This is a genomic window from Microlunatus speluncae (assembly GCF_009299835.1).
GTDB lineage: Bacteria > Actinomycetota > Actinomycetes > Propionibacteriales > Propionibacteriaceae > Microlunatus > Microlunatus speluncae.
In genome coordinates, this window is the sequence record NZ_VKCZ01000010.1 from 116,539 (window position 1) to 141,421 (window position 24,883).

The following is a 24,883-nucleotide window of genomic DNA, read 5'->3' on the forward strand; positions in this document are numbered from 1 at the left end:
CAAGGTCACAACTTCGCCCCGAAGCATTTACGGCCGCCCGAAAGTAGATATTATGCTCCAGCAAAAGCGGCGAAGCTGGGCTTCTGCCGTGCGTCCGGGGGCTCAACGAAGACCCCTTTCCGAAAGGAACTCGCTGTGGATCGTCGGTCATTGCTGGGTGGTGGATTGGCGCTGGGAGCGGGCGGCCTGCTGACCGCGTGCGGTGGCGGTGCCGAGCCCGATGTCACGAATACGGACCCCGGCCAGGTGTCGGGCAAGGTGGTGCACTGGACGTACCCGATGGGAGAGACCCAGCAGGACGCCTGGTGGCAGCCGCTGGTGCAGGAGTTCACCGCCAAATACCCGAAGGTCGAGGTCCAGGTGGTGCAGCAGCCCTGGACCGGCCGGGAACAGGCGCTGACCACCGCCGTCGCCGGCAAGTCGGCGCCGGACGTCGTCTATTTCAACCCCGACTTCGTGCCGCGGTTCGTCGAGGAGGATCTGCTGCTGAGCCTGGACGACGCGCTCGGTGAGGACCGGTCGGACTACGTGCCGACGGCGCTCAGCGCGTTCACGTACCAGGACAAGTTGTACGGCCTGCCGCTGCTGATGACGATCGCCAATCCGGCCTACAACGTGAAGCTGCTCAAGGAACTGGGGCTGGCCCAGGCGCCGGTGAGCTGGGATGAGATCCGTGACGCGGCCAAGGCGTGCGTCGCCCGGGATCTCACCTTCGCCAACTACCAGGCCAGCGACGGCTCGCTGAACCTGACCTACTACCCGTTCCTCTGGCAGGCCGGCGGTCAGGTGCTCAGTGACGACCTGACCAAGGCGGCGTTCCAGGAGGAGCCGGGGGTCCGGGCGCTGACGTTCCTGCGTGAGCTGGCCGACCTGAAGGCGTTGAACAATGCGGGGCTGACCCAGCCGGTCGGCAAGGTCGAGCAGACCCGGTTCGCCCGGGGCACCGAGCTGATGAACCTGACCCTGGACGCTCCGATGCCCGAAACGATCATGGCCAAGGGTTCGGTCAAGGGCAGCCAACCGTTCAAAGATCAACAACAGGTCGTGTACGGGTCGGTCGGCGGCCTGTCGATCTTCAAGATGTCGAAGTCGCCCGAGGCGGCGGTCGCCTGGGCCAAGTTCGTCACCGAGAAGACGACGATGCAGAAGTTCCTCAATGCCGCCGGCTTCCTGCCGCCGCGGACCTCGCTCAAGGACATGTACGCCGACAACGAGGACCAGTCGTTCAAGCTGCAGTTCGTCGACCAGGTCAAGATCGGCGTGCTGCACCCGAAGGCGCGCGAGATCATCGACACGGTGCGGCCGCATCTGCAGGGATGCCTGCTGGGCAAGACCGATCCGGCGGCCACGCTGACCGCCGCGGCGGCCGAGGTCGACGCGCTGCTCGCCCGGTGACGACGACCGCGGCGTCGGGGGCCACGACCCGGCGGCGGCCGTGGTGGCGGTCCAACGCCGCGGTGTTCGCCTATGTCTTCGTGCTGCCGTACGTGCTGCTGTTCGCGGTGTTCCGGATCGCGCCCACGCTGTACGGGATCGGGCTGTCGCTGGCCGACGTCAGCCTGTCCGGGCGGGTGAAGTGGGCCGGGCTGGCGAACTTCCAGCGGCTGTTCGGCGACAGCCTGTTCTGGCAGGCGCTCGGCGTCACCGTGCTCTACACGGTGATCGCGATCCCGCTCTGCCTGGCCGTCGCGCTGGTGATGGCGTCGCTGGTGAACCGGCCGCTGCGCGGGATCAGCGTCTACCGGGTGATCTTCTTCGTCCCGGTGGTGACCAGCTCGGTGATGTCGGGCGTGATCTTCAAATGGCTCTACACCAGCGACGGCCCGCTGAACGCGGTGCTGACCGCGGTCGGGCTGCCACCCGCCGACTGGCTGGGCTCGACCAGTCTGGTGCTGCCGTCGCTGGCGATCGTGCAGGCCTGGACCCGGTTCGGCTACGACATGTTGATCTTGCTCGCCGGGATGCTGGCCATTCCGGAGGAATACTATGAAGCGGCCAAGATCGACCGGACCACCGCCTGGCAACGGTTCTGGCACATCACCCTGCCGCTGCTCCGGCCGGCGCTGTTCTTCGTCCTGGTGCTGGAGACGATCAACTCGTTCCAGGTGTTCGATCACATTCTGGTGATGACCGCCGGCGGTCCGGTCCGGGCGTCCTATTCGCTGACGTACATGATCTATGACCAGGCCTTCAACTATTCGGAGTTCGGCTACGGGGCGGCGGCCGGAATGGTGTTGCTGGTGTTGATCCTGCTGATCTCGCTGCTCCAGAACGTGATCGTGGGGCGGCGCCGATGAGCGCCCCGGTGCTGTCCCGACGGCCGCTCCGCCGCGGCCGCAAACAGCTGTTCTGGCACTTCCCGCTGGCGTTGGCCGCACTGCTCACCCTGTTTCCGTTCTACGCGATGGTGATCATCTCGCTCCGGCCGGGGCAGCCGATCGAGTTGCCGCAGTCGCTGATCCCCGGCGGGCTCAACCTGTCCGCGTACGCCGAGGCGCTGAGCTCGGACCGGATCGGTCGCTGGATCGCCAACTCGACCATCTATTCGGTGGCCTCGGTGATCTTGGTGCTGCTGTTCGCCTCGATGGCCGGCTATGCCTTTGCCAAGAAGCGATTCCTCGGCCGGGAGCTGATGTTCTGGGTGTTCATCGCCATGTTGATGGTGCCGGCGCACCTGACCCTGATCCCGCTGTTCCTGATCGTCAGCAACCTCGACGGGCTGGACACGATGTGGGGCGTGCTGGTGCCGACGCTGGCCAACGCGCAGGCGATGTTCCTGATGCGGCAGTTCATCATGGACATCCCGGACGAGCTGATCGAGGCGGCCAAACTCGACGGCGCCGGCGAGTTGCGGATCTATTGGTCGATCATCCTGCCGCAGACCCTGCCGATCCTGGCCACGCTCGGCACCTTCGTCTTCCTCTGGCACTGGAACGACTTCCTCTGGCCGTTGGTGATCATGCGCGACCCCAACAACTACATGCTGACCGTCGGACTGAACTCCCTGCAGGCCCAGGAAAGCCTGCTGGCCACCGTGATGGCGGCCGCGACCGTCACGTTCCTGCCGGCTTTCCTGGTCTTCATCCTGCTGCAGCGCTTCTTCATCCGCGGCGTGATGATGAGCGGGCTGAAATAGGCCTTTGCACCGGATCCGAAATCGTGGATCAATGGGGGAGTGGCAGACTCCGAGTTCCTGGCCGAGTTGCATGATCGGTTCGCCGCTCCGCGCGCGGCGGTCGCCGAGCTGATCACCCGCTCGGCGAACCGCGACCTCGCCGAGTTGGACCGGCTCACCCTCGGTGACGAGAACGAGGTCTATCGCGCCCGGCTGAGCGACGGCGCCGTCGTCTTCGCCCGGATCCGGCGTCCCGGCGAGGGGACCTTCGCGGCCGAGTCCTGGGCGATGGACCGGGCCCGCGCAGCCGGAACGCCGATTCCCGAGGTGCTCGCGCTCGAGGAGATCGACTCCGAGCACGGTCCGCGCCCGATCATGATCATCACCGCCTCACCGGGTCGCCAGTTGGCCGAGGTGCTGCCGTCCCTGACCGAGGCGCGGCGTCGCACCGTGATGACAGCCATCGGTCAGGTCCTGGCCGCCCTGCACTCCGTCGCGACGTCGGGCGTGGGCCGACCGGCCGCTGACGGTAGTTGGCCGGATCGCGAAGCGGCGCGAGCGGCGTTCAATGCCGAGCGCACCGGCCAGCGCCCCCAGCTCCTCAGCGCGGGGCTGACGCCGGCCGAGGTGGACCGGGCGATCGCCGTGATCGGCACTTCACCCGATACGCCGGCGGCGACGGACCCGGTGCTGTGTCACGGCGATCTGCACTCCGCCCACGTCTTCGTGGACGACGACCTGGAGGTGTGCGGGATCATCGACTGGGGCCTGTGGCACGGAGGCAGCGCGGTCGGTGAGCTGGCCACGATGATGATGGGTTACGACCGGCCGGACTTCGAGGCGATCCTGGCCGGCCACGGGTCCGACGGCGCCGACGGGCCCGGGCTCCGGCAGCGGCTGGCCCGCTCGGTGATCATTCAGGCGATCGGCCACATCGCCTGGCACGAGAGCATCGGCAACGCCGACGGCACCGCCCACTACGTCACCGCGCTCCGTGGCGCCCTCGCCGACCTGGAGGGCTGACTCACCAGCCGGTCGTGCCGTCGATCTTCTGCCGGAGCAGGTCGGCGTGGCCGTTGTGCCGGGCGTACTCCTCGATCAGGTGCAGCAGTTGCCAGCGGACCGAGGCCGGGCGGCCGTTCCACATCGGGACCCCGAACTCGTCGTCCAGGGCGAATCGGGCGGCGATCTCCCGGCTCGCCTCCAGCTCGGCCAGGAAGGCGGCATAGCTGGCGGCCGCGACGTCCGGCCGGGCGCCGTTGAAGTCGGCACCGCCGGTCGGGTACGCCCGCGCCCGGTCCTGCTGGCCGTCCATGGCGAGGGTGAACCAGGTCCGCTCGACCTGGGTCAGGTGCCGCAGCAGGCCGAGCAGCGACAGGTTGGACGGCGGCAGGGCCTGCTCGGCCAGTTGCTCGGCGGTGAGGCCGGCGCACTTGTGCAGCAGGGTCTCGCGGTGGATCTCGAGCCGGGTGTCGATCATGGTGCGTTCGTCGGCGATCACCAGCTCGAACTCATCGGTACGGTCGACGGCAGGGGCGGTCCAGGGCATGGGCGGCATGCTGGCCCGCCGCGGACGTCCTCGTCAACGCCGGATCTCAGCGCCTGGCCAGCAGCCGCAACAGGGCGGGATCCTCGCTACGGTAGGGAGAGAGGCCGGTGCCCTGCTGCTGATCGGTGATCGTCCAGCCGCGGTCGCCGAGCTGGCCGATCACCTCGGCCGGCGGCGGGAACCGGCGGAACGACCGCAGATGGGCCTTGGGCCGCTTCTGGTCGGCGTCGATCCGCAATTCGGCCGCCAACACATCACCGGCCCGACCATGCTCGGCCAACAGGTCGAGCAGGGCCAGCCAGCCGGGCTCGGGCAGGGTGTGCACCAGGAACCGGGCGTAGCTCAGCAACGGCTCGCCCGCTTCGCCTCGGGCCTGGTCCAGCACCGCGCTCACGGCGCCGCGATCGGCAAGATCAACTTCCCGGAAGTCGACTCCGGTCACCCGGTCCCGGGCGATGGTCAGCGCGGCCGGGATCCGGTCGATCCCGATCACCGTACGGCCGCCGGCAGTCAGCCCGGCCGTGTCCCGCCCGTCGCCGCAACCAAGATCGACGGCGCGTCCCGGCAGGTCCGGATGATCAAGAACCCAGCTCAGGAACGGCGACGGAGGCAGGGGACGGGCTCGGGCGTAGAAATCGCGCCAGTACAGCCAATCCTGCAGATCCAGGCCGACCAGGGCCCGGCTTTCCCGCCGCTTCCGGGCGGTGAGCCAGCTGAATCCCGGGTCCGGGACCCGCCAGCCGGTGCCGTACAGATGGGCGACGACGGCCTCGGCGTCGGCCGGCACCAGCACCTCCCGGCCGGCCAGCGTCGTCGCGGCCAGCGGTTCGAAGGCGGCCACGCCGATCGGGTCGGCGGCGACGGTGCCGAACGGGAAGCCGACGGTGCCGTCGGGCCGGGCGATCAGGTGGAACAGGTCGATCTGGGCATCGCCGGACCCGGCGTCCCGGATCGCGATGCAGGACGACTTCGGCAGCACCTGGAAGCCGGCGTCGATCAGCGTCTCGGCCACCCGGACCAGCTCCGCCGCCGCTTCCCGCGGATCGCTGTGCCGGGCCAGATAGGCACTGTCGAAGTCCCGATCATGATCGATGAAGCCATGATCACGAACGGCGCCGAGCAGGGTGCCGTAGGCCAGGAACGTCCGCAGCCCGAACTCGTCGGCCAACACCCGGTGCACGGCCTGGTGCAGCCGCAGCACCTGGTCCTGCCAGCCATGATCGATGATCTTGCCGAGCTGGATCTTGCCGCCCTGGCCGAAGATGTGGCCGGCCGCCAGCAGCGTGCTCAGCTCCGCCGCCGAGGACAGCCCGTCGGTCTTCGGGCGATAGCCGTACGACTGCCGGTCGGTGATCAGGATCGGCCGGCCCGCGTAGCGTACGGACACGGTGTCGGAGGTCTTGGCGAAGCGCCAGAAGTCGTACAGCGCGAACCGGAACCGGCGTCGCTGCAGCCCGTCACCGGCCTCGCCCGCCGGCTGCGCGACGACCTCGGTGGCGACGACGTCGCCGAGGCAGAGCGCGATCCGGGATTCCGCCGTCTCCGGTGGCACCAGCACCCAGCCGGTGATCTGTTCGCGGCCGAGCTCGTCGACCCCGGCTGCTCCGGCCTCGTGGCCGGTCGGCAACCGCCGGCTGCGGCTGAGCCCTCGCCGCAGCAGTCCCCCGAGCAGTGATCGTGTTCGCGACGCCATGATCGGGGACCGTAGCGGTGGCTGATGAGAGTTTCGGTGTCGGACACGCCTGTCAGGATGATCCGCATGACCGAACCGACCGGCCAGGTGCTGGAGCCGCTGCGCCGGCGCTACCTGCACTGGCTCGGCCTGTCCGAGGACGAGATCGTCGACGACCGGGACGAGGCCGCCGAAGATGTGCGGGCGATGCAGCTGGTGATCCGGCTGGAGCGCGCCGCCGAGCCGTCCTGGCACACGGCGATCGGCTTGGCCGCGACCGCCGCGGCCCGGCTCTGCCTGGATCCGCGGTCCGAGCCGGGCGGACCGTGGCACGAGGCGATGGCCGCCTACTGTGCCGGCCACATCCGCAAGGTGACCCGGCGGGCCAGGGGCGCCCAGTGGGCGGCACTGGCCGACCTGCCCGGCCTGGCCCTGTCCGACGGCGCCACCGAACTGATGGCCCTGCTGCCGGGCCGGATCGCCGACCTGGACAAGCGGGTGGCCAAGCTCCAGGTCGGCGGCACGGACCTGCCGGTCGACCCGGCCCCGAGCGGGTCCGAACCGGCCGGAGCGCTGCGGCTGTGGCTGCCGCCGGAGCCGGTGATGACGCTGGGCAAGGCGATGGCGCAGACCGGGCATGCCGGGATGATCGCGGCGGCGCTGTTGTCGGAGCACGACCCGGTCGCGCTGGCCGCCTGGGCGGCGGCCGGTTGTCCGGTCGTGGCCCGGCGGGTCGACGCCGGCGGCTGGCGGACGCTGCGCGACCGGCTCGGCGACGGCGGCAGCGCCTGGCTCGGCAGCCGGCTGCTGGCGGTCCGCGATGCCGGCTTCACCGAGATCGCGCCGGGCACGATCACCGTGATCGCTCAGGCGCCGGGCGCGGGCGGTGAGAGCGAGATCTCCCAAAACGACTCTCGGCAACCGGTTCCGGGCGAATAGGCTCAACCCTGTGTCAGCGGCACAGCAGAGCGGCAATCCGCCGGGCTATCCCTCCCAGTGGGAGGCCGATGTGCTGCTCACCGACGGCCGGGTCGCCCGACTGCGGCCGATCAAGCCGAGCGATGCCACCCGGCTGGTCGAGTTCTACGACCGGGTGTCGCCGGAATCGAAGTATCTGCGGTTCTTCGCGCCGTACCCGCGGCTGAGCCAGAAGGACGTGTCGCGGTTCACCGAGGTCGACTACGTGGACCGGGTGGCGTTCATCCTCACCCTGGGCGAGTTGATGATCGGCGTCGGCCGCTACGACCGGCTGGAGAACGACCAGGCCGAGGTCGCGTTCCTGATCGAGGACGCCCATCAGGGCCGGGGGATCGCGCAGCTGCTGCTGGAGCACCTGGCCGAGGCGGCGCGGGAGCGGGGGATCACCAAGTTCGTCGCGGAGATCCTGCCGGAGAACCGGCGGATGGCGCAGGTCTTCGTCGACGCCGGGTATCGGGTGTCCAAGGACGTCGAGGACGGCGTGCTGTCGGTCGAGTTCCCGATCCTGCCGACCGACACGTCGGTCGGGGTGATGGAGCGGCGGGAGCACCGGGCCGAGGCGGCGTCGATGCTGCGGCTGCTGACCCCGGAGCGGGTGGTCGTGCTCGGCCCCGGCCGCCGGGTCCAGGGCCTGGTCAACTCGCTGCTCAGCGGCGGCTTCCGCGGTGAGGTGACCGCCGTGAGTACGGACTCGGACGCGGTCTCCGGCGTCCGGACCGCGGCCTCGATCGCGACCATCGAAGGCTCGTTCGACCTGGTGGTGGTGTCGATCCCGACCAATGAGCTCGGCGCGGTGGTGATCGACGCGGCACACAAGGGCGCGCACGCCATGGTCGTGCTGACCGGGACCGACTCCGCCCACGACAACCGGACCGTGGTCAGCCTGGCCCGGGCGTACGGGGTGCGCGCGATCGGCCCGGACGCCCTCGGCCTGATCAACACCGACCCGTCGATCGGGCTCAACGCCAGCCCCGGCCCGATGCCGCGGACCGGCGGCGTCGGCATCTTCTGCCAGTCCGCCGCCGTCGGGGTGGCGCTGATCAACCGGGCCCTGCGGCAGAACATCGGGCTGTCCTCGTTCATCAGCTCCGGCGCCTACGCCGACGTCACCGGCAACGACGTGATGCAGTTCTGGCAGGACGACGAGGCCACCCGGGCCTGCCTGCTGATGCTGGACTCGCTCGGCAACCCGCGCAAGTTCTTCCGGATCATCCGGCAGTTGACCCGGCGCAAGCCGGTGATCGTCTTCGCGCCGGGCCAGGCCCGGCGGTCCAGCCACATCGGCGTCCGCGGCGGGCTCGGGCACGCGCCGGAGCAGGCCGTCGACGCGTTGTTCCGGCAGGCCGGGGTGATCGTGGTGCACCGGCGCGGCGCCATGTTCGACATCGCCAAGATCGCCTCCCGGCAGCCGTTGCCGGCCGGCCCGCGGGTCCGGGTGATCGCCAACTCCGCCACCCTGGTGCAGCAGCTGATCCACACCGTGACCGCGGTCGGACTGCTGGCCGGTGGCGACCCGGTGGTGCTGCCGGGCGACGCGCCGCACGAGCAGTACGCCGAAGCGGTCCGGGCGGCACTGGCCGACGACGGTTGCGACGCGATCGTCTGCGCGGCGGTGGCGATCTTCGACAGCGGCACCGACGCGCTGCACGCCACGCTGGATGACCTGGCCCGGCAGGCGAAGAAGCCGCTGGTCGGCGTGCTGATCGACTTCGACGAGTACGCCGACGCGGGTGGCGACGACGACGGGCCGGGCGGGCTGCCGACGTTCGACTCGCCGGCGGACGCGATCCAGGCCCTGTCCGCGCTGAGTGCGTACGCCCACTGGCGCGAGCGCGATCCCGGCGCGGTGCCGCTGCTCGACGTCGACGAGCTGGCCGCGAAGCGGGTGGTGAACCGGGTCCTGTCCCGGGATCGGGCCGGCCGCGAGCTGACCGGGCCGGAGGCGATGACGCTGTTGTCGGTGTACGGCATCGAACTGGTGCCGCGGCACCGGGTTTCGGACCTGAATGAGGCGATCGAGGTGGCCGACCGCCTCGGCTGGGACGTGGTGCTGAAGGCGCGGTCGCGGGCGGTCCGCGGCCGGCCCGATCTGGCCGGCGTCTACCGCAACCTGGAGACGGCCGCCGCGCTGCGCGAGGCCTGGACCGACCTGGGGGAGCTGACCGCCGAGCTCGGCCTGGGCGACGACCCGGCGGTCGCCGACCCGGTGATCCAGCCGATGGCACCGCCCGGCGTCCCGTTGATCATGACCAGCCGGGAGGACGCCGCGTTCGGCCCGATGCTGTCGCTCGGCCTGGACGGGATCGCCAGCGAACTGCTCGGCGACACCGTGCACCGGGTGCCGCCCCTGACCACCGCCGACGCGGCCGCGATGGTCCGGGATCTGCGGGCCGCGCCGACCCTGTTCGGCCGCAACGGCAGCCCCGGCGTCGACGTCGCGGCGGTCCAGGATCTGCTGCATCGGCTGGCCCAGCTGGCCGACGATCTGCCCCAGTTGGCGTCGGTGACGCTGAGCCCGGTGATCGCCTCGCTGTCCGGCGTGAGGGTGCTCGGGGCCCGGGTGCTGATCGCCCCGACCGGTGATCAGCGGGATCCGATGGCGCGGACGCTCTGACCGTCGAGGCTCGGACAACGAGAGCTCCGTTCCATGGCAGGATGACCGCCATGAAGGTCAATTCCGGCACCCGCAAGGGGCTGCGCGCCGAGATCGACGCCAGCGGATATTTCCCCGACCTGGTCGAGGATTCGGTCCTGCTCGCCCTCGGCGAGGAGGAGCTCGTCGACTCCGTCGTGCACCACGCGCCGACGTTCTCCGGGGACGAGATCCATCGGCATGTCACGGTGCTGGCGCTGACCCCGACCCGGCTCATCGTCGGCCACACCGATGATCATCCGGCGGAGCCGCCGACCGACGGCGCGTACGCCTCGGCCTCGACCGAGTCGATCCGGCTGGACAAGATCAACAACGTCGTGGTGACCCGGGTGGTGACCAGGCCGGAGCACTACACCGGTGCCGCCGACGCGGTGGTGGAGACCTGGCTGACCGTCGGCTGGGGCGCGATGAACCGGCTCGACCTGGAGCCGGCCGGCTGCAGCGACCCGAACTGCGAGGCCGATCACGGCTACACCGGCAACCTGTCCGCCGACGATCTGACCGTCCGGGTCAGCGCGGCCATCGAGGGCACCGAGAGCGTCACCCGGTTGGTCCAGTTCGCGACCAGCCTGCAACGGGCCACGTCCTGACCAGCCCGGCTCCGAGCAGCGTGCCGCCGCAGATGATCTTGCCACGGTACGGCGACTCGACCCTGGCCGAGTTGCTGTCCGGGGTGGCCGCGCATCTCGGCGTCGCCCCGTTCGACGCCGACCCGCTGCGGCTGCCGAGCGCGCGGCGCTATGTGGTGATCGTGATCGACGGCCTCGGCTACCAGTTGGTCCGGCGATCGATCAGTCGGGCCCCGTATCTGGCCGGGCTGCTCGGCGACGCCCGACAGATCACCGCGGCGGTGCCGAGCACCACGGTGACCAGCCTGACCTGTCTCGGCACAGCCGCACCGCCCGGCCGGCACGGCATGGTCGGCTGGACGGCTCGGGTGCCGGAGACCGGCGAGATCCTGAACCACCTGTTCTGGGAGTCGGCCGTCGATCCGCTGACGTACCAGACGTTGCCGACCGTGTTCGATCGGGCGCGAGCCGCCGGCGTCGCCGTCTCCACCGTGTCGCTGGAGCGGTTCGCCGAGAGCGGGCTGACCCGGGCCGCGCTCCGCGGCTCGGACTTCCACGGCTTCCGCAACGAGGGCGATCTCGAGTTGCGGGTCCGGATGGTGGCCGCCGCGGCGCGACGCGGCGATCGCAGCCTGGTCTACGCCTACGAACGGCGACTTGATCATGCCGGGCACGCGCACGGCGTCGGTTCGTCGGACTGGACCAAGGCGCTGGCTGCCGCCGATGACTTCTGCAGCCGGCTCCGGGACCGGCTGGACGACGATGTCTGCATGATCATCACCGGTGATCACGGCATGATCGACATCCCCGATGATCATCGGATCGTGGTCGAAGACGATCCGCAGTTGGATGCCGGCGTCTCCGATCTCGCGGGCGAGGGCCGCTTCCGCCAGGTCTATGTCGATCATGATCGGCCGGAGATAGTCGCGGCGAGGTGGCGGGACCGGCTCGGCGACCTGGCCTGGATCCGGACCCGGGACGAGGCGATCGACGAGGGGTGGTTCGGCCCGGTGCGCGACGAGGTCCGGGAGCGCTACGGCCACGTGCTGGTGGCGATGCGGGACGACTGGGCGGTGATGACCCGGCGGATGGAACGGGAGATGGGCCTGGTCGGCATGCACGGCTCGCTCACCGAGGCCGAGATGATCGTGCCCCTCTTCCTCGACTGAAACACCGCGACCCCGGTCCACCCCTAGACTCCCGGCCATGCCCGTGCCACTCGATGAGGAACTGGAGCCCTACACGGTCCGGTCCAAGCACTCGGTGTTCCTGGGCGTGCTGTGTGCCCTGTCGTCTGCCGCCGCCGCGGTCTGTTGGTTCAGCACGACCGTTGTGTACAACCGGCGCGCGGCCGACCACACCTCCGAAGACGGACCCTACGAGGCGTTCCTCGATCAGGAATTCGTGACCTGGTGGAACTGGGCCTGGATCTTCGTCGTGGCGGCGGTCGTCCAGTTCGTCGGCGCGGTCATCGCTGACGCCATCAATGTGCACTCGACCCGCCTGGCGTACCTCCTGCACCATCCGATCACGACTGTCGCCGAGCCGGAAGCAGGTCGTCCCGACGAATCCGCCACGAGTGACGACAGCGAGAAGCCGCCGCGGTCCGGACCCGCCGAAGGCGACAAGGCCTGACCATCAGGTGCGTCGGCGCAACACCTCGCCCAGCCGGCGGGCGCCCTCGGCGATCTGCTCCGGCGGGTAGGTGACGAAGGACAGCCGCATGGTGTTGGCCGGAGCGTCCCCCGGGAAGAACGGTGCGCCGGGCACGAACGCGACGTCGTGGTCGATCGCGGCGCCGAGCAGCCCGGCCGTGTCCGTGCCCTCCGGCAGCGTCGCCCAGATGAACATGCCGCCCGCCGGCCGGTTCCAGCTGCTGCCCTCCGGCAGGGCTTCGGGCAGGGCCGCGAGCATGGCGTCGCGGCGTTCGGCGTAGCCCGCCCGGGACCGCTCCACCGCCTGGTCCAGCCGGCCCGAGGCCAGATAGCGGGCGGCGGCCGCCTGATCCAGCGTCGACGTGTGCAGGTCGGCGGCCTGCTTGGCGATCACCACCGCCGGCTTGATCGACGGGTCGGTCCGGATCCAGCCGAGTCGCAGCCCCGGCGCCAGGATCTTGGAGAAGCTGCCGGTGCTGACCACCCGGCCGGGCTCGGCACCGATCGCCAGCGAGGGCGGGGCCGGGCTGCCGTAGCTGAGTTCCCGGTACGGGTCGTCCTCGATCACCCGGAAGCCGTACCGGTCGGCGAGCTCGACGATCCCGGCCCGGTTCTCCGGCGGCAGCGTCCGGCCGGTCGGGTTGTGGAAGTTGGGCACGGTGTAGAACGCCTTCGGCCGGTGCCGCTCGGCCAGGTCGGCCAGTGCCTCCAGATCGACCGCCTCCACCGACCCGGGGACCCCGATCAACTGGGCGCCGGCCAGGGTGAAGCACTGCAGCGCGGCCAGATAGCTGGGCCGCTCGACCAGCACCACGTCACCCGGGTCGACCAGGGTCGAGGCGAGCAGGCTGATGCCCTGCTGCGAGCCGGTGGTGATCACGATCTGCTCCGGATCGGTGGCCAACCCCAGGCTCGCGTACCGCTCGGCGATCCGGGCCCGCAGCTCGGCATTGCCCTCGGTCGGGGAGTACTGCAGCACCGACGGCGAGGTCAGCACCTCCTGGACCGCGGCCAGCGCGCCCTCCAGGTCGAAGAACTCCGGCGCCGGCAGCCCGCCGGCAAACGAGATCACTCCCGGCCGCTGGGTCAGCGCGAGCAACTCCCGGACCACCGACGGCTTGACCGTTGCGAACCGCTCGGACAGGGCGGGAAGGGGCTGCACGCGGGTGGTCACGGACCGATCTTAAGGAAATTCTCAACTCGCCGTGCGCGGTGTCCGCCGAGCGGCACGAAGTTTGGCACACTGCGTCGGTGGCCGAGTTCGTGTACTTCACCGGGCCGATGGATTGCGGGAAGTCGACCCTGGCACTGCAGTTCGATCACACACACTCGGCCGGCGGCCGAGCCGGCCGGCTGTTCACCAGCCAGGACCGGGCGGGGGAAGCGACCATCTCCTCACGCCTCGGGCTGGACCGGCCGGCGATCGAAGTGGTCGAGGGGCTCGACTTCTGGCGCTACGTCGTCGGGCAGCTGACCCAGGGCAGCCGGATCGACTATCTGATCTGCGACGAAACGCAGTTCTACCAGCCGGAGCAGATCGACGACCTGGCCCGGATCGTGGACGAGCTGCAGATCGACGTGTACGCCTTCGGCATCCTGACCGACTTCCGCACCACTCTCTTCCCGGGATCGCAGCGACTCGTCGAACTCTGCGACCGGATCGAGCTGCTCCAGGTGCAACCACTCTGCTGGTGCGGCGCCCGCGCCACCCACAACGCCCGGACCGCCGACGGGAAGATGATCACCGAGGGCGCCCAGGTGGTGGTCGGCGACACCGAGGCCGAGATCTCGGAGAACATCGGCTACGAAACCCTCTGCCGCTCCCACCACCGCCGCCGCCTGACCCGTGCCATCGCCAAGGAAACCCTCTCCGAAGCCGCCTCCGTCCGCTGACCCCCATCCCCGCGATCACCAACCACCGCCCGGCGCCGGTAGGCACGAGCACCCTCATCCACCTTCGCCCCACTTCTGAGGCTTCGCGGCCGCTTTCTGGTGGGGCGAAGGTGAAGTGGGTGGGGCGAAGGTGGACGTGGGGTCGACTCGGCGCCGGGGAGGGTTGGATCTGCGGCGAAGTGCGTCGTGCTCGGTCGCCGGCGCGCGCGGTCCCGTCTTCGCGGCAGTTTCTTCGTCTTCGCCCCCGCTGTAGAGGTCGCGGAGTCGGGGAAGGTGGGGCGAAGGCAGCAGCCGGACCGGAGTAGGTGCCGGCAGTTCCGCCGAGCCGGCCCCGCGCCGCACCCAGTCCGCCTTCGCCCCACCTTCTCGGCCTTCGCCCCCGTTATAGAGGCCGCGGAGGCGCAGAAAGTGGGGCGAAGGCGGTAGCACCGGCGGTGGGCTTGGGGCGGGCGGTCAGGTTTGGGAGCTGGTTGGGCGGAAGGCGTAGACGGCGGCTAGGCGCTGGTGGGTGAGGGCTCGGTAGGTGGGGAGGCGGGAGGTGATCGCGGGGGTCGGGTCGTAGCCGGCGAGGACGGTGGCGACCAGCGGGACGGGATCGGACAGGAGGCCTTGGGCGGCGCGCAGCTCGAGGTGGGTGATCAGGTTGGCCAGGTCGAGGGCCGGGTCGCCGATTGCCAGCAGGTCGAAGTCGAGCAGACCGGCGCGGCCGTCGTCGTCGATCAGGAGTTGACCGTCGTGCAGGTCGCGATGGATCAGGGTGAGTTCCGCTGGGTTGGCCGGGTGAGGGGGGAGTTCCGTCGCTGGGTTGGCCGGGTGAGGGGGGAGTTCCGTCGCTGGGTTGGCCGGGTGAGGGGGGAGTTCCGTCGCCGAGCCGGGCGGGTGAGGAGAGAGCTCCGTCACCGAGTTGTTCAATGCGTCGGTGCCGTCGACCAGCGCGGGAGACGGGTCGACCGGCGCGGCGGGCTGAGACCGGCGATGGCGGCCGGGCGCACCGAAGTTCGATGGGGCCGGCGGGTGGGATCGGGCCCGCCCTTCGACAGGCTCAGGGGACGAAGTCCCGGTGACTCCGTCGATCGGGCGGAGGGGTGCGCGGTGCTCGCGGGCCTGCCGCAGCCAGGTGTCGGTGACCGCCTGTTCGGCCCGAAGATCGTGCTCGGCGAGATCGCGGAACGCGGCGGAGCGGGGGTCGATCCGGTGCAGGGCGGCCAGGGTCCGGCCGGCGGCGCGGCAGGCGTCGACGGCCGCGGAGTCTGACAACAGGTCGGTCAGGGTGCGGCCCGGCAGGGCGGCGGCGGTGATCGACGCCGCGGTCGGGTCGGCGGCGAGCAGCCGCGGGGTCGCCAGCGGCAGCGCCTCGGCCAGTCGAGCCGTGGCCAGCAGCCGGCTCCAGCGGTCCGGCCGGACGAACTTGGTGAAGCTGCCGTCCGGCTCCCGGATCACCGCGCGCCGTTCCGGTCGGTGCCCGATCAGCCGGGTGCCGGCGACGGCGAGGCGGGCGGCGACTGTGGGCAGTCGCCGGTCGGCGCCGCCGGGTTGCAGCACGAACTCGCCGATCATGGTCGCGCCGGGGGTCGCCGCCGCCACCGCGGCAGCACGCTGCGGCGTCGCGAACCACTGCCCGGCGATCGGCTCGCCACCGTCCGTCGGCTGGAGGTCGAGCAGCAGTCGCTCCGGCCCGCGCGGCCAGGACCGGTGCAGCCGAAAGCCGTGCCGGGTCAGGCGTTCGGTGATCTCGGCGAGCCCCGGGTGCGTCACGACAAGGCCTCCTCGATCCGGGTGAGTCGCTCGGGGATCGCAGCGGCCCAGTCGGCGGCGCCGGACCTGAACGGCTCGGCGGCGCGGAGCAGCAGGGCGTGGGCGAGGTGCCAGTCCAGCCCGGCCGGCATCGGGCGTACGGTCCGGTAGCCGGCCAGCACCCGGTCAAACGCCGCGGGTCCCAGACCGGCGGCCGGCAACCCGGCCAGGTCGGCGGCGGGATCGCCGAGCCCCGACCGGTCGAAGTCGATCAACCCAACCGACTTGTCAGAACCCAGTTGTGTCATAGGGCTACTCATTTCTGACAAGTCGGCGTGGTGGTTGTGGATGATCACTTGGTCGGCGGAGAAGTCGCCATGGCAGGGTTGCGGTGCGACGGCGGCGGGCGCTGTGGCTCGGAGCCGGGCCAGGATCCGCTCCGCCCGGGCCGATTGCTCCGGCAGCAGGACGCCGATCAGGGCCACGGTGGCGGCCGGATCGGCCTGCCGGACGGTCGGGCCGGACAGCGGCGGATGATCATGGAGCCGGGCCAGGGCCACGCCTGTGTCGTGCAGATTGGTGTCCGTGGCTGTGCCGTGGTCGATCAGGTCGGCCAGGCTGGCTCCGGGTTGGAACGAGGTGGCGATCACGCCGGACCGGGGCTGCCAGCCGACGATCCGCCGGCCGCCGGTGAGGTGCTCGTACCAGGTCAGGCGTCGATGGGCGTCGGCGACGGTCGCCGGTCGGTACGCCCGCAGCAGCAGCGGTGGTTCGCCGGCACGGCTGGCCAGGCCGACCCAGCGCCGCTGCGGCTTGTACGCCAGCGTCCGCAGCGTCGCCGACGGGCCGGGCCGGATCGCCGCCAACGCAGCGTGCGGATCGGCCAGGGCGGGCAGGTCGCGATCGGCCCGGGCCCGGGCGATGATCAGATTCCGGTCTCGATCATGGACCAGGACGGCCGCCGGATCGGTCTTCCGGATGATCTTGTCCAACTTGGGCCCGGCCGAGTCGGCCACGGCATAGCCGAAAGCGACGCCGTCGTCCAGGACGATGCCGGCCAGACAACTGGTCCCAGGCTTGTAGCGCAGATGGCTGCGTCGGGCCAACCGGACGCCGGCCCGCTCGAGGACGGAGCTCAGCCGGTCCGGATCGAGCAGCGCGGCCAGCCCTCGCAACCCGGCGTCGATGATCATGGTCGACGTCGCGCTCATCGGATCGCCGTCCGTTCGCCCAGCACGGCGGCCGGGGCCCCGCCGCGCACGACCCGGCCACCCTCGAGCCAGAGCACCAGATCGGCGTCTCGGGCCGCGGCCAGATCGTGGGTGATCACCAAGGTGGTCCGGCCCTCGGTGAGCCGGCGCAGTGCGGCCGCGACGTCGGCCTCGGTGCCCGGGTCGAGCCCGGTCATCGCCTCGTCCAAGATCACGATCGGGGCGTTCCGGATCGCCGCCCGGGCGATCGCGATCCGCTGCCGCTGCCCGCCGGACAGGGTGGCGCCGCGTTCCCCGACCACCGTGTCGTAGCCCTGCGGCAGCCGGTCGATGAACTCGTCGGCGCCGGCCAGCCGGGCGGCCCAGCGGATCCATTCGTCACCGACCGGTTCCGTGGCACCGAAGGCGATGTTGGCCCGGATGGTGTCGGCGAACAGCACGCTGTCCTGGAGGACGACCGCGATCTGCGATCGGACCGAGTCGACGGTCAGGTCGCGCAGATCCCAGCCGTCCAACAGAATCTGCCCCGAGTCCGGATCGCGGAGCCGGCAGAGCAGGGTGGCGATCGAGGACTTGCCCGAGCCGGACGGCCCGACCAGCGCCACCCGGCGGCCGGCCGGGATGATCAGGTTGACCCCGGCCAACGCGCGCTGGCCGCGCCGGTAGCTGAGCTCGACCTCGCGGAGTTCGATCATGCCCCGGAGCCGCGGTGCCGGCCGGGCCCAGCTGGCGTCGGTGATCTCCGGCTGCGCGTCCAGCACGTCGACGATCCGCTCCCCGGAGGCGGCGGCCTTGGCCAGCCGGCCGGTGTATTTGGCGATGTCGCGCAGCGGCCGGAAGGCGGTCTTCAGGTAGGTCAGGAAGACCGTCAACTCACCCGGGGTGAGCGCGCCGGCCAACACCCGGTGGGCCCCGAGCAGCAACACCACGCCGGTGGCGAGGCCGACCAGCACGTCGGTCTTGCGTTCCAGCCCGGCCGACAGCTTCTTGGCCTGGACCCCGTCGGTCAGGGTGCGTTCGTTGTTGCCGCCGAACCGCTGCTCCATCCGCGACTCGAGCGAGTAGCTCTGCACCACGGCCATCGCGCCGAGCGACTCGGTGGCCAGTGAGGCGAGCTCACCCTCGGCCTTCCGCTGTCCGCGGGATACGTGGTTGATCTTGCGGCTGAGCCGGCCGCCGAGCAGCAGGAACAGCGGAAACACCACCGCCACCGCCAGGGCCAGCTGCCAGTCCATGATCACGATCACCACGAACATCCCGAGCAGGGTGATCACGTTGCCGGCCAACGGGATAGCCGCGGTGACCGTGGCCTCCTGCAACCGACCGATGTCACCGGTCACCCGGGTGACCAGGTCGCCGGTCCGGCGGGACTCGTGGAACCGCATCGACAGCCGGTTCAGGTGGCTGTACAGCTCGGTCCGGACCCGGGTCAACACCCGGTTGCCGGCCAGCGCGAAACAGATCGTCATCGCGTACGCGGCGGCGGCCCGGAGCGCCACGGCGCCGACCACCGCGACGGCACAGACGATGATCAACGCGGTGATGTCGGCCAGGCCGGGGATGGCGGGGATCGGGCTGGTCCGGGTGGTCAGGTCGGCGCCGGTGGCGGCGACGATCGCGTCCAGCACGTACGCCAGCGGCCACGGCTCCAGCAGCCGCAGGCCGACCTCCGCGAACAGGGCCAGCAGGCCGAGCGCGATCAGCCGCCGCTCGGCCGCGATCTGGTGCCGGAACCGGTGCAGGGTGCGACGCAGACCGGGCAGCGCCCGGGTCAGACCACCGGTCCGTCTACCGGCGGTGGCGGCGGTCCGGCTCATCAGGCGACCGCCGCGAGGTCGAGCAGCGCCAGCGACCGGTTGACCACTCCGGCCCAACTGTGCCGGGTCAGCGCGGCTTCGCGGGTGCGGGCCCGCAGCCGCCGCCGCTCATCATGATCACGGCGCAGCAGCACCAGCTCGTCGGCCAGCGCGGCCGGATCCCCGGGCGGGGCCAGTCGGCCGAGCCGACCATGATCGAGAACGTCGGGGATCTCGCCGATCGCGCTGCCGATCACCGGCAGCCCGGCCGCGAGGTACTCGTACACCTTGAGCGGGGAGAAGTAGAACCGGCCGAGCGCCGGGTAGGGCGCGCAGGCGATGTCGAATCGCCGCAGCTGACCGGCCACCCGGTCGCCGGTCACGGCGCCGGTGAACTCGATCGCCTCGGCCACGCCGAGGTCGTCGGCGAGGCGGGCGAGATCCTGCCGCATCGGCCCGTCGCCGACGATCAGTCCGCGCCAGGGATGCCGATCGCCGCGCAGCCGGGCCAGCGCCCGGATCAGGGTGTCGACGCCGTGCCAGGCCTTGAGCGAGCCGATGAAGCCGACCGTGAAGTCGGTCGCTTCGGCCGCCGCGACCGGGCGCCGGGCCGGGCTGATCCGGGCCGGGTCGACCCCGTTGCCGATCACCGCGATCCGGTCCGACCGCCGGCTGACGACCCGGGCCCAGTCGGCCACGCCGGCGCTGACACAGACCACGGCCGACGCAGTGCTCAGGGCATCCTCGGCCACCCGTTCGGCGCCGCCCTGGTCGACCAGGCTGCGGAAGGTCGCCTGCTCGATGGTCAGCGGCGCGTTCACCTCGAGCAGGCTGGGCACGCCGTGCGCCGCTGCCCAGGCCGTGCCGGTCCTGCCCCACAACGCGTACCGCTCGTAGACCAGATCCGGCGCGACCGCGTCGAGCGCGGCGGCCACGGCGGCATCGCTGGCCTGGGCCGACCGTTCGCGCTCGGCCGCCGCGTTACCGGACACCGCCGGCAACTGGTGGATCGGCACCGGCAGCGTCGGCCGGTCGCCCGGCCGGGGCGTGATCAACTGCACCTCGTGACCCTGCCGGAGCAGCTCGGTGATCACCGCCCGGACGTGGATCGCCGCGCCCTTGGTGCCGAAGATCTCGATCCCGGGATCGGTGCAGACATAGGCGATGCGCATGATCAACTCCTGCTCGGTACGAGGACGTCGGCGATCTTGGTGGCCTGCCGGGAGGCGTCGAACTCCAGCTCGATCAGCTCCCGGGCCGCCTTGGCCAGGCCGCTCCGCAGGTCGGGCTGGTGCAGCAGCCGGGCCAGCGCTGCGGCCAGACCGGCCGGGTCGTGCTGATCGATCAACAGCCCGGTCCGGCCGTCGTCGAGGATCTCCGGCAGGCCGGTGACCCCGGTGGCGACGACCGGCGTGCCCAGGGCCATCGCCTCCAGCACCACGGTCGGCAGGCCGTCCCGGTTGCCGTCGTCGCCGATCACACAGGGCGCGGCGAACGCCGCGGCCGAGCCGACCAGCCGGGCAACCGCCGTCTGCGGCAGCGCGCCGAGCAGTCGCACCCGATCCTCCAGACCGAGCCGGCGGACCTGTTCGGCCAGGGCCACGGCCAGCGGCCCGGTCCCGGCCAGGTCGACCCGGAAGGTGTGACCGGCGTCGCGGAGCAGCGCTGCGGCGTCGATCAGGTCGCCGAATCCCTTCTTCGGCACCAGCCGTCCGACGGCCGCGATCACCGGCACGCTCGCCGGGTCGTCGAGTCGATCGGCCGGTGAGGTGAACGGGAATCGGGTCAGGTCGATGCCGTTGTAGATCCGGCCGACCCGGTCGGCGTCGGTGCCGAAGGTCCGCCGCAGGTGATCGAGATTGAAGTCGCTGACGGTGATCACCCGCCGGGCGTCGGCGACCCGTTCCCGAAGTCGATCATGGTCGACCTCGGCGTGGAAGATGTCCTTGGCGTGGGCGGTGACGGTGTAGTCGATGCCGGCCAGCCGGGTCGCGACCCGGGCCACCGCTGCCGAGATGGAAGCGAAGTGGGCATGCAGGTGGGTGACCCGCTGCTGCCGTACCGCCTGGGCCAGCTCGATCGCCTGGTGCGCCGAGGCGTGGTCGAGCTCGAGCAGGATCGGCAGCGCGGCGGTGAAGCCGGGCAGTCCGGTCGCCCCGGCGGCGGCCCGCCACAGCTCCTCGGCCCGGATGCCGGAGTGCCGCAGGTAGTGCACCGGCGCGGCCACCTCGGCCAGCGCGGGATGGAACCGGCCGTCGTTCGGCAGCCGGAGGGAGAAGATCGTCAGGTCCAGTCCGAGCCGCTCCAGCTCGAGGATCTCGGTGACGATGAAGGTCTCGGAGAACCGGGGATACATCTTGACGACGTAGCCGATCCGCTCCTGATCACGCCGCATGATCATCCACCGCCAACAGCGCGTCGGCGAGCTCCGGGATCCGGCGCAGCCCGTCCAACCGGATCTCGGTGGAGCCACGCAGCGTGGCCTGGGCCGAGCCGGCGACGGCGGACCGGAGCCAGTCGGCGATCCGGCCGGGGGAGAGGTCCGTCGGCTCGAGCAGGTCGACCAGGCCGAGGGCGGCGAACCGGCCGGCCCGGATCAGCTGCTCGGTCCGTGGCCGGGTGCGCGGCACCAGCAGCGCCGGGGTGCCGGTGGCGAGGATCTCGCAGACCGTGTTGTAGCCGGCCATCGAGACCACGGCGGCGGCCCGGTCGATCACCGCGTCGGCGCCGGGGGCGACATCGATCAGCACCAGGTCGGACCGGCCGGCGGCGATCTTGCGCAGCCGGGCCCGCTGCTCGGCGGCCAGATAGGGGCCGCAGATGATCACCCCGAGATGATCATCCGGCAGCGTCGCCCGGGCGAAGGTCAGGGCCAGGTCGTCACCGTCCTGGCCGCCGCCGACCAGGCAGGCGACGTAGGGCCGCCCCGGGTCGAGTGCCAAGTCGTTCCGGCCGGCGGTGAGACCACGCGCCCTGCCACGGCTCAGATAGCCGGTGAATTCGATCTTGTCGGTCACCGAGGCGGGCAGCCCGTACTCCGTCCGCGGATCGTAGACCCGGGGATCCCCGTAGACCCAGACCGCGTGGTAGTGATCATCGATCGCCTGCGCGGTCCGGTCGGCGAGCCACTCCGCCGTGGTCGAGACCGGGTCGTCCAGCACCTCGCGCAACCCGAGCACGGCGCGGCCGCCCTGCGCCGCCAGTTTGATCAAGGCCGGCTCGAGCTCACCGCCGGCGCCGCGGGGCACCTTGTCGACGATCAACAGGTCCGGCCGGAACTCACCTATCACCGAGCTGAGCAGCGCGCGCCGGATCCCGATCACTTCCCGGTACGGCAGCGACAGCGACCGGGCGCGGTAGTCGCCGGCCGGATCCTTGGCGATCGCCGGCATGGTGATCACGTCCGTGCGGTGCGGCTTCGGCAGCACGGTCGCCTCCGGATTTCCGGTGATCATGACGAGGTCGGCGGAGCGTTGGGCCAACGCCGCGGCGATGGTCAGATTCCGCCGGGTGTGGCCGAGACCGACCGTGTCATGGGAATACAGGGCGACTCGCAGTGGACGCATGATCAACTCCTGAGCTCGGGTTACTTCGCGTTCATACTCTGATCACGACTGGTTAACCCGCGATGAGCCGCGGATGAGGATGCTTTCATCAAGGTGGCGTTGATCAACTTCATCCGACAGGCTCGGGGTCATGTTGATCTCCGTCATCGGTTGCGGCTACCTCGGTGCCGTCCACGCCACCTGTCTCGCCCACCTCGGTCACACGGTCGTCGGCATCGACTCGGACCGCGAACTGGCCGCCCGGCTCGACTCCGGTCGGCCGTCGGTCTACGAACCTGAGCTGGAGTCGCTGTTGACCGCGACCCTGGCCACCGGCCGGCTCCGCTTCACCGCGGATCCCTCCGCCGCCGCCGGTGCGGAAGTCCATTTCCTCTGCGTCGGCACGCCCCAGCTGCCGGATCGTCCGGCCGCCGACCTGGCCGCGCTGGACTCCGCGGTCGACGCCCTGCTGCCGTACCTGACGCCCGGTGATCTTGTGGTCGGCAAGTCGACCGTCCCGGTCGGCACCGCCGAACGGCTCAACGACCGGATCGCCGCCGCCGTGCCGGGCGCGAGCTGCGCCTGGAACCCGGAGTTCCTGCGCGAGGGCCACGCCGTCGCGGACACCCTGCGCCCGGACCGCCTGGTCTACGGCAGCGCGCCCGACGACGAGCGGGCGACCGCGATCCTGAACCGGGTCTACGCCTCGGTGGTGGCCGCCGGCACCCCGGTGATCGCCACCGACCTGGCCACCGCCGAGCTGGTCAAGGTGGCCGCCAACTCCTTCCTGGCCACGAAGATCTCCTTCATCAACGCGATGGCCGAGGTGTGCGAGGCGGCGGGCGCGGACGTCACCGTGCTGGCCGACGCGATCGGTCACGACGAGCGGATCGGCCGCCAGTTCCTGGGCGCCGGCCTCGGCTTCGGCGGCGGCTGCCTGCCCAAGGACATCCGCGCCTTCGGCGCCCGCGCCGCCGAGTTGGGCGCCGATCGGGTCGCCGATCTGCTGGCCCGGGTGGACGAGATCAACCTCGCCCGCCGCGATCACCTGACCCGGCTCGCGACTGAGGCCTGCGAGGGCAGCGTGATCGGCCGTCGGATCGCCATCCTCGGCGCCGCCTTCAAGCCCAACAGCGACGACGTGCGGGACTCACCGGCCCTGGCGGTGGCACTCGACCTGCAGCGCCGCGGCGCCCACGTTCGGGTCACCGATCCACAGGCCGGCGACAACGCCCGCAAGCGCAGCCCGGAGTTGACCGTGGTCGACTCCGTCGCCGAGGCCGTGGACGACGCCGAAGCCGTCCTGCTGCTGACCGAATGGCAGCAGTACCGCGACCTTCGCCCGGCCGACCTCACCGGCGTCCGGCGCCCGGTGATCATCGACGGCCGCAACGCCCTCGACCCCACGACCTGGCGCGAAGCAGGCTGGCACTACCGCGCCCCCGGCCGCCCGTCTCCGACCCGCCAGAGGTGAGACCCGGTCAGACCTGGCAACTCAGCGGGTAGGAGGCGGTGCTGTTGCGGATCTCGAGGCGGGTGGGGAGCACCAGGGTCTGCGGCTCGCTGCCGGGAGCCGGGGCGGCGGCGAGGCGGTTGAGCAGCAGCTCGGCCGCGGTCCGGCCCAGGTCGAAGATCGGCTGGGCCACGGTGGTCAGCCGCGGCGACGTGTACGCGGCCAGGTGCACCCCGTCGAAGCCGACCACGCTGACGTCGTCGGGGACGCGCAGGCCGGCCTCCGTCAGCGCCCGCAGCAGGCCGATCGCCCCGAGATCGTTGGCCGCGAACACGGCGGTGATCCCGGCGGGCCGGGTGAGCAACTCCCGACCGGCCGCATACCCGCCGTCCTCGGTGAAGTCTCCGCCGACGACCAGGTCCGGCGTCGGCTCGACGCCCGCAGCCACCAGCGCCTCGCGCCAGCCCTCGCTCCGTTCCTGACTGCTGACCACGTCCGCCGGGCCGGTCAGATACGCGATCCGGCGATGGCCGAGCCCGAGCAGATGCTCCACGCCGAGCCGGGCGCCGGCACGGTGATCGACGGTCACCAGGTCCGCGTCCAGCCCGGGCACCCGGCGGTCCAGCACGACGGTCGGGATCCCGGCCGAGGCCGCGACGACGCCGACGCCGGGCAGGGTGCCGGCGACCAGCAGGATGCCGTCGACCCGTTTCCGGCGCAGCAGGACGAGGTCGGCGATCGCCTTGTCCTCGTCGTCGGCGTTGTGGCACATCAGCAGCAGGTGGCCGCGCTCGTCGGCGACCGTCTGCACACCCTTGACCAGCTCGGGGAAGAACGGGTTGGTGATGTCGGGCAGCAGCAGCGCGATGGTCCGGGTGGCCATGCCGGCCAGGCCGCGGGCCAGGTCGTTGGGGTGATAGCCGAGTTCGGTCGCGATCCGGAGCACCCGGTCGCGGGTCGCGGCAGACACCCGGGACCGGTCGTTGAGGGCGCGGGACACGGTGGCGATCGAGACTCCCGCATGGCGAGCCACATCGTGCACCGTGACCATCAACGACCT

The 24,883-nt window shown here is 71.1% G+C and carries 21 protein-coding genes; 11 read left to right on the forward strand and 10 right to left on the reverse strand.

The features are described from left to right. Nucleotides 1–135 precede the first annotated feature (135 nt). The 4 genes from FNH24_RS14265 to FNH24_RS14280 are packed head-to-tail and all read left to right on the forward strand — an operon-like array spanning nucleotide 136 to nucleotide 4,138. The gene (locus FNH24_RS14265; protein WP_152362860.1) at nucleotides 136–1,395 is read left to right on the forward strand and encodes an ABC transporter substrate-binding protein; all 1,260 of its coding nucleotides are present in this window, start codon (nucleotides 136–138) and stop codon (nucleotides 1,393–1,395) included. Next, on the forward strand, nucleotides 1,392–2,297 hold the full coding sequence (locus tag FNH24_RS14270) for a carbohydrate ABC transporter permease (protein WP_161606132.1): 906 nt from the start codon (nucleotides 1,392–1,394) through the stop codon (nucleotides 2,295–2,297). Before FNH24_RS14265 ends, FNH24_RS14270 begins: the two co-directional genes overlap by 4 nt. Further along, complete coding sequence (locus FNH24_RS14275) at nucleotides 2,294–3,136, forward strand: carbohydrate ABC transporter permease (protein ID WP_152362862.1); 843 nt, start codon at nucleotides 2,294–2,296, stop codon at nucleotides 3,134–3,136. Before FNH24_RS14270 ends, FNH24_RS14275 begins: the two co-directional genes overlap by 4 nt. A gap of 39 nt (nucleotides 3,137–3,175) precedes the next feature. Beyond that, on the forward strand, nucleotides 3,176–4,138 hold the full coding sequence (locus FNH24_RS14280) for a phosphotransferase family protein (protein WP_161606133.1): 963 nt from the start codon (nucleotides 3,176–3,178) through the stop codon (nucleotides 4,136–4,138). A gap of 1 nt (nucleotide 4,139) precedes the next feature. Here the strand turns inward: FNH24_RS14280 and FNH24_RS14285 are convergent, their stop codons facing one another. Together FNH24_RS14285 and FNH24_RS14290 are read right to left on the reverse strand one after the other, a co-directional pair. Continuing rightward, nucleotides 4,140–4,664: a mycothiol transferase gene (locus tag FNH24_RS14285; RefSeq protein WP_152362864.1), complete on the reverse strand. Its 525-nt coding sequence runs from the start codon at nucleotides 4,662–4,664 to the stop codon at nucleotides 4,140–4,142. Between the two features lie 46 nt (nucleotides 4,665–4,710). After that, complete coding sequence (locus FNH24_RS14290; RefSeq protein WP_152362865.1) at nucleotides 4,711–6,357, reverse strand: class I SAM-dependent methyltransferase; 1,647 nt, start codon at nucleotides 6,355–6,357, stop codon at nucleotides 4,711–4,713. Nucleotides 6,358–6,423: 66 nt separating this feature from the next. Between FNH24_RS14290 and FNH24_RS14295 the strand changes: the two genes are divergently transcribed. From FNH24_RS14295 to FNH24_RS14315, 5 genes are read left to right on the forward strand one after another with little or no spacing between them, the layout of a single operon-like run. Further along, nucleotides 6,424–7,275, forward strand: a complete 852-nt coding sequence (locus tag FNH24_RS14295; RefSeq protein WP_152362866.1) for a peptidyl-tRNA hydrolase — start codon at nucleotides 6,424–6,426, stop codon at nucleotides 7,273–7,275. A gap of 10 nt (nucleotides 7,276–7,285) precedes the next feature. Then, on the forward strand, nucleotides 7,286–9,928 hold the full coding sequence (locus tag FNH24_RS14300; RefSeq protein ID WP_161606134.1) for a bifunctional acetate--CoA ligase family protein/GNAT family N-acetyltransferase: 2,643 nt from the start codon (nucleotides 7,286–7,288) through the stop codon (nucleotides 9,926–9,928). Nucleotides 9,929–9,978: 50 nt separating this feature from the next. Continuing rightward, nucleotides 9,979–10,557 carry a DUF5998 family protein gene (locus FNH24_RS14305; protein ID WP_152362868.1) on the forward strand — a complete coding sequence of 193 codons (579 nt, stop codon included), beginning with the start codon at nucleotides 9,979–9,981 and terminating at the stop codon, nucleotides 10,555–10,557. A gap of 32 nt (nucleotides 10,558–10,589) precedes the next feature. Then, nucleotides 10,590–11,705: an alkaline phosphatase family protein gene (locus FNH24_RS14310; RefSeq protein WP_152362869.1), complete on the forward strand. Its 1,116-nt coding sequence runs from the start codon at nucleotides 10,590–10,592 to the stop codon at nucleotides 11,703–11,705. A gap of 37 nt (nucleotides 11,706–11,742) precedes the next feature. Then, on the forward strand, nucleotides 11,743–12,171 hold the full coding sequence (locus tag FNH24_RS14315; RefSeq protein ID WP_152362870.1) for a hypothetical protein: 429 nt from the start codon (nucleotides 11,743–11,745) through the stop codon (nucleotides 12,169–12,171). Nucleotides 12,172–12,174: 3 nt separating this feature from the next. Here the strand turns inward: FNH24_RS14315 and FNH24_RS14320 are convergent, their stop codons facing one another. Then, entirely contained in the window at nucleotides 12,175–13,365 is a 1,191-nt protein-coding gene (locus FNH24_RS14320) for an aminotransferase-like domain-containing protein (protein ID WP_152362871.1), read from the reverse strand. A gap of 77 nt (nucleotides 13,366–13,442) precedes the next feature. Between FNH24_RS14320 and FNH24_RS14325 the strand changes: the two genes are divergently transcribed. After that, nucleotides 13,443–14,084: a thymidine kinase gene (locus tag FNH24_RS14325; protein ID WP_152362872.1), complete on the forward strand. Its 642-nt coding sequence runs from the start codon at nucleotides 13,443–13,445 to the stop codon at nucleotides 14,082–14,084. Nucleotides 14,085–14,537: 453 nt separating this feature from the next. Here FNH24_RS14325 and FNH24_RS14330 read toward each other — a convergent pair whose 3' ends face one another. Genes FNH24_RS14330 through FNH24_RS14355 form a run of 6 tightly spaced genes read right to left on the reverse strand, consistent with a single transcriptional unit; the run spans nucleotide 14,538 to nucleotide 22,391 of the window. Next, nucleotides 14,538–15,839 carry an aminoglycoside phosphotransferase family protein gene (locus tag FNH24_RS14330; RefSeq protein WP_152362873.1) on the reverse strand — a complete coding sequence of 434 codons (1,302 nt, stop codon included), beginning with the start codon at nucleotides 15,837–15,839 and terminating at the stop codon, nucleotides 14,538–14,540. Continuing rightward, nucleotides 15,836–17,029, reverse strand: a complete 1,194-nt coding sequence (locus FNH24_RS14335) for an aminoglycoside phosphotransferase family protein (RefSeq protein ID WP_152362874.1) — start codon at nucleotides 17,027–17,029, stop codon at nucleotides 15,836–15,838. The genes FNH24_RS14330 and FNH24_RS14335 overlap by 4 nt, the downstream gene beginning before the upstream one ends. Beyond that, nucleotides 17,026–18,846 (reverse strand): ABC transporter ATP-binding protein, encoded by a 1,821-nt coding sequence (locus FNH24_RS14340; RefSeq protein ID WP_152362875.1) that lies wholly within the window; start codon nucleotides 18,844–18,846, stop codon nucleotides 17,026–17,028. Before FNH24_RS14340 ends, FNH24_RS14335 begins: the two co-directional genes overlap by 4 nt. Further along, on the reverse strand, nucleotides 18,846–19,997 hold the full coding sequence (locus FNH24_RS14345; protein ID WP_152362876.1) for a glycosyltransferase family 4 protein: 1,152 nt from the start codon (nucleotides 19,995–19,997) through the stop codon (nucleotides 18,846–18,848). The genes FNH24_RS14340 and FNH24_RS14345 overlap by 1 nt, the downstream gene beginning before the upstream one ends. 2 nt (nucleotides 19,998–19,999) lie before the next feature. Beyond that, nucleotides 20,000–21,220 (reverse strand): glycosyltransferase, encoded by a 1,221-nt coding sequence (locus tag FNH24_RS14350; protein ID WP_246186893.1) that lies wholly within the window; start codon nucleotides 21,218–21,220, stop codon nucleotides 20,000–20,002. Then, nucleotides 21,210–22,391, reverse strand: coding sequence for a glycosyltransferase family protein (locus FNH24_RS14355; RefSeq protein WP_152362878.1), 1,182 nt, complete (start codon nucleotides 22,389–22,391; stop codon nucleotides 21,210–21,212). Before FNH24_RS14355 ends, FNH24_RS14350 begins: the two co-directional genes overlap by 11 nt. Before the next feature lie 130 nt (nucleotides 22,392–22,521). On the opposite strand from FNH24_RS14355, the gene FNH24_RS14360 reads away from it, so the two are divergent. Further along, a complete protein-coding gene (locus tag FNH24_RS14360) occupies nucleotides 22,522–23,844 on the forward strand; it encodes a UDP-glucose dehydrogenase family protein (RefSeq protein ID WP_152362879.1) in 1,323 nt (440 codons plus the stop codon). Nucleotides 23,845–23,851: 7 nt separating this feature from the next. On the opposite strand, the gene FNH24_RS14365 is transcribed toward FNH24_RS14360, so the two are convergent. Then, nucleotides 23,852–24,874, reverse strand: a complete 1,023-nt coding sequence (locus FNH24_RS14365) for a LacI family DNA-binding transcriptional regulator (RefSeq protein WP_152362880.1) — start codon at nucleotides 24,872–24,874, stop codon at nucleotides 23,852–23,854. Nucleotides 24,875–24,883 lie beyond the last annotated feature (9 nt).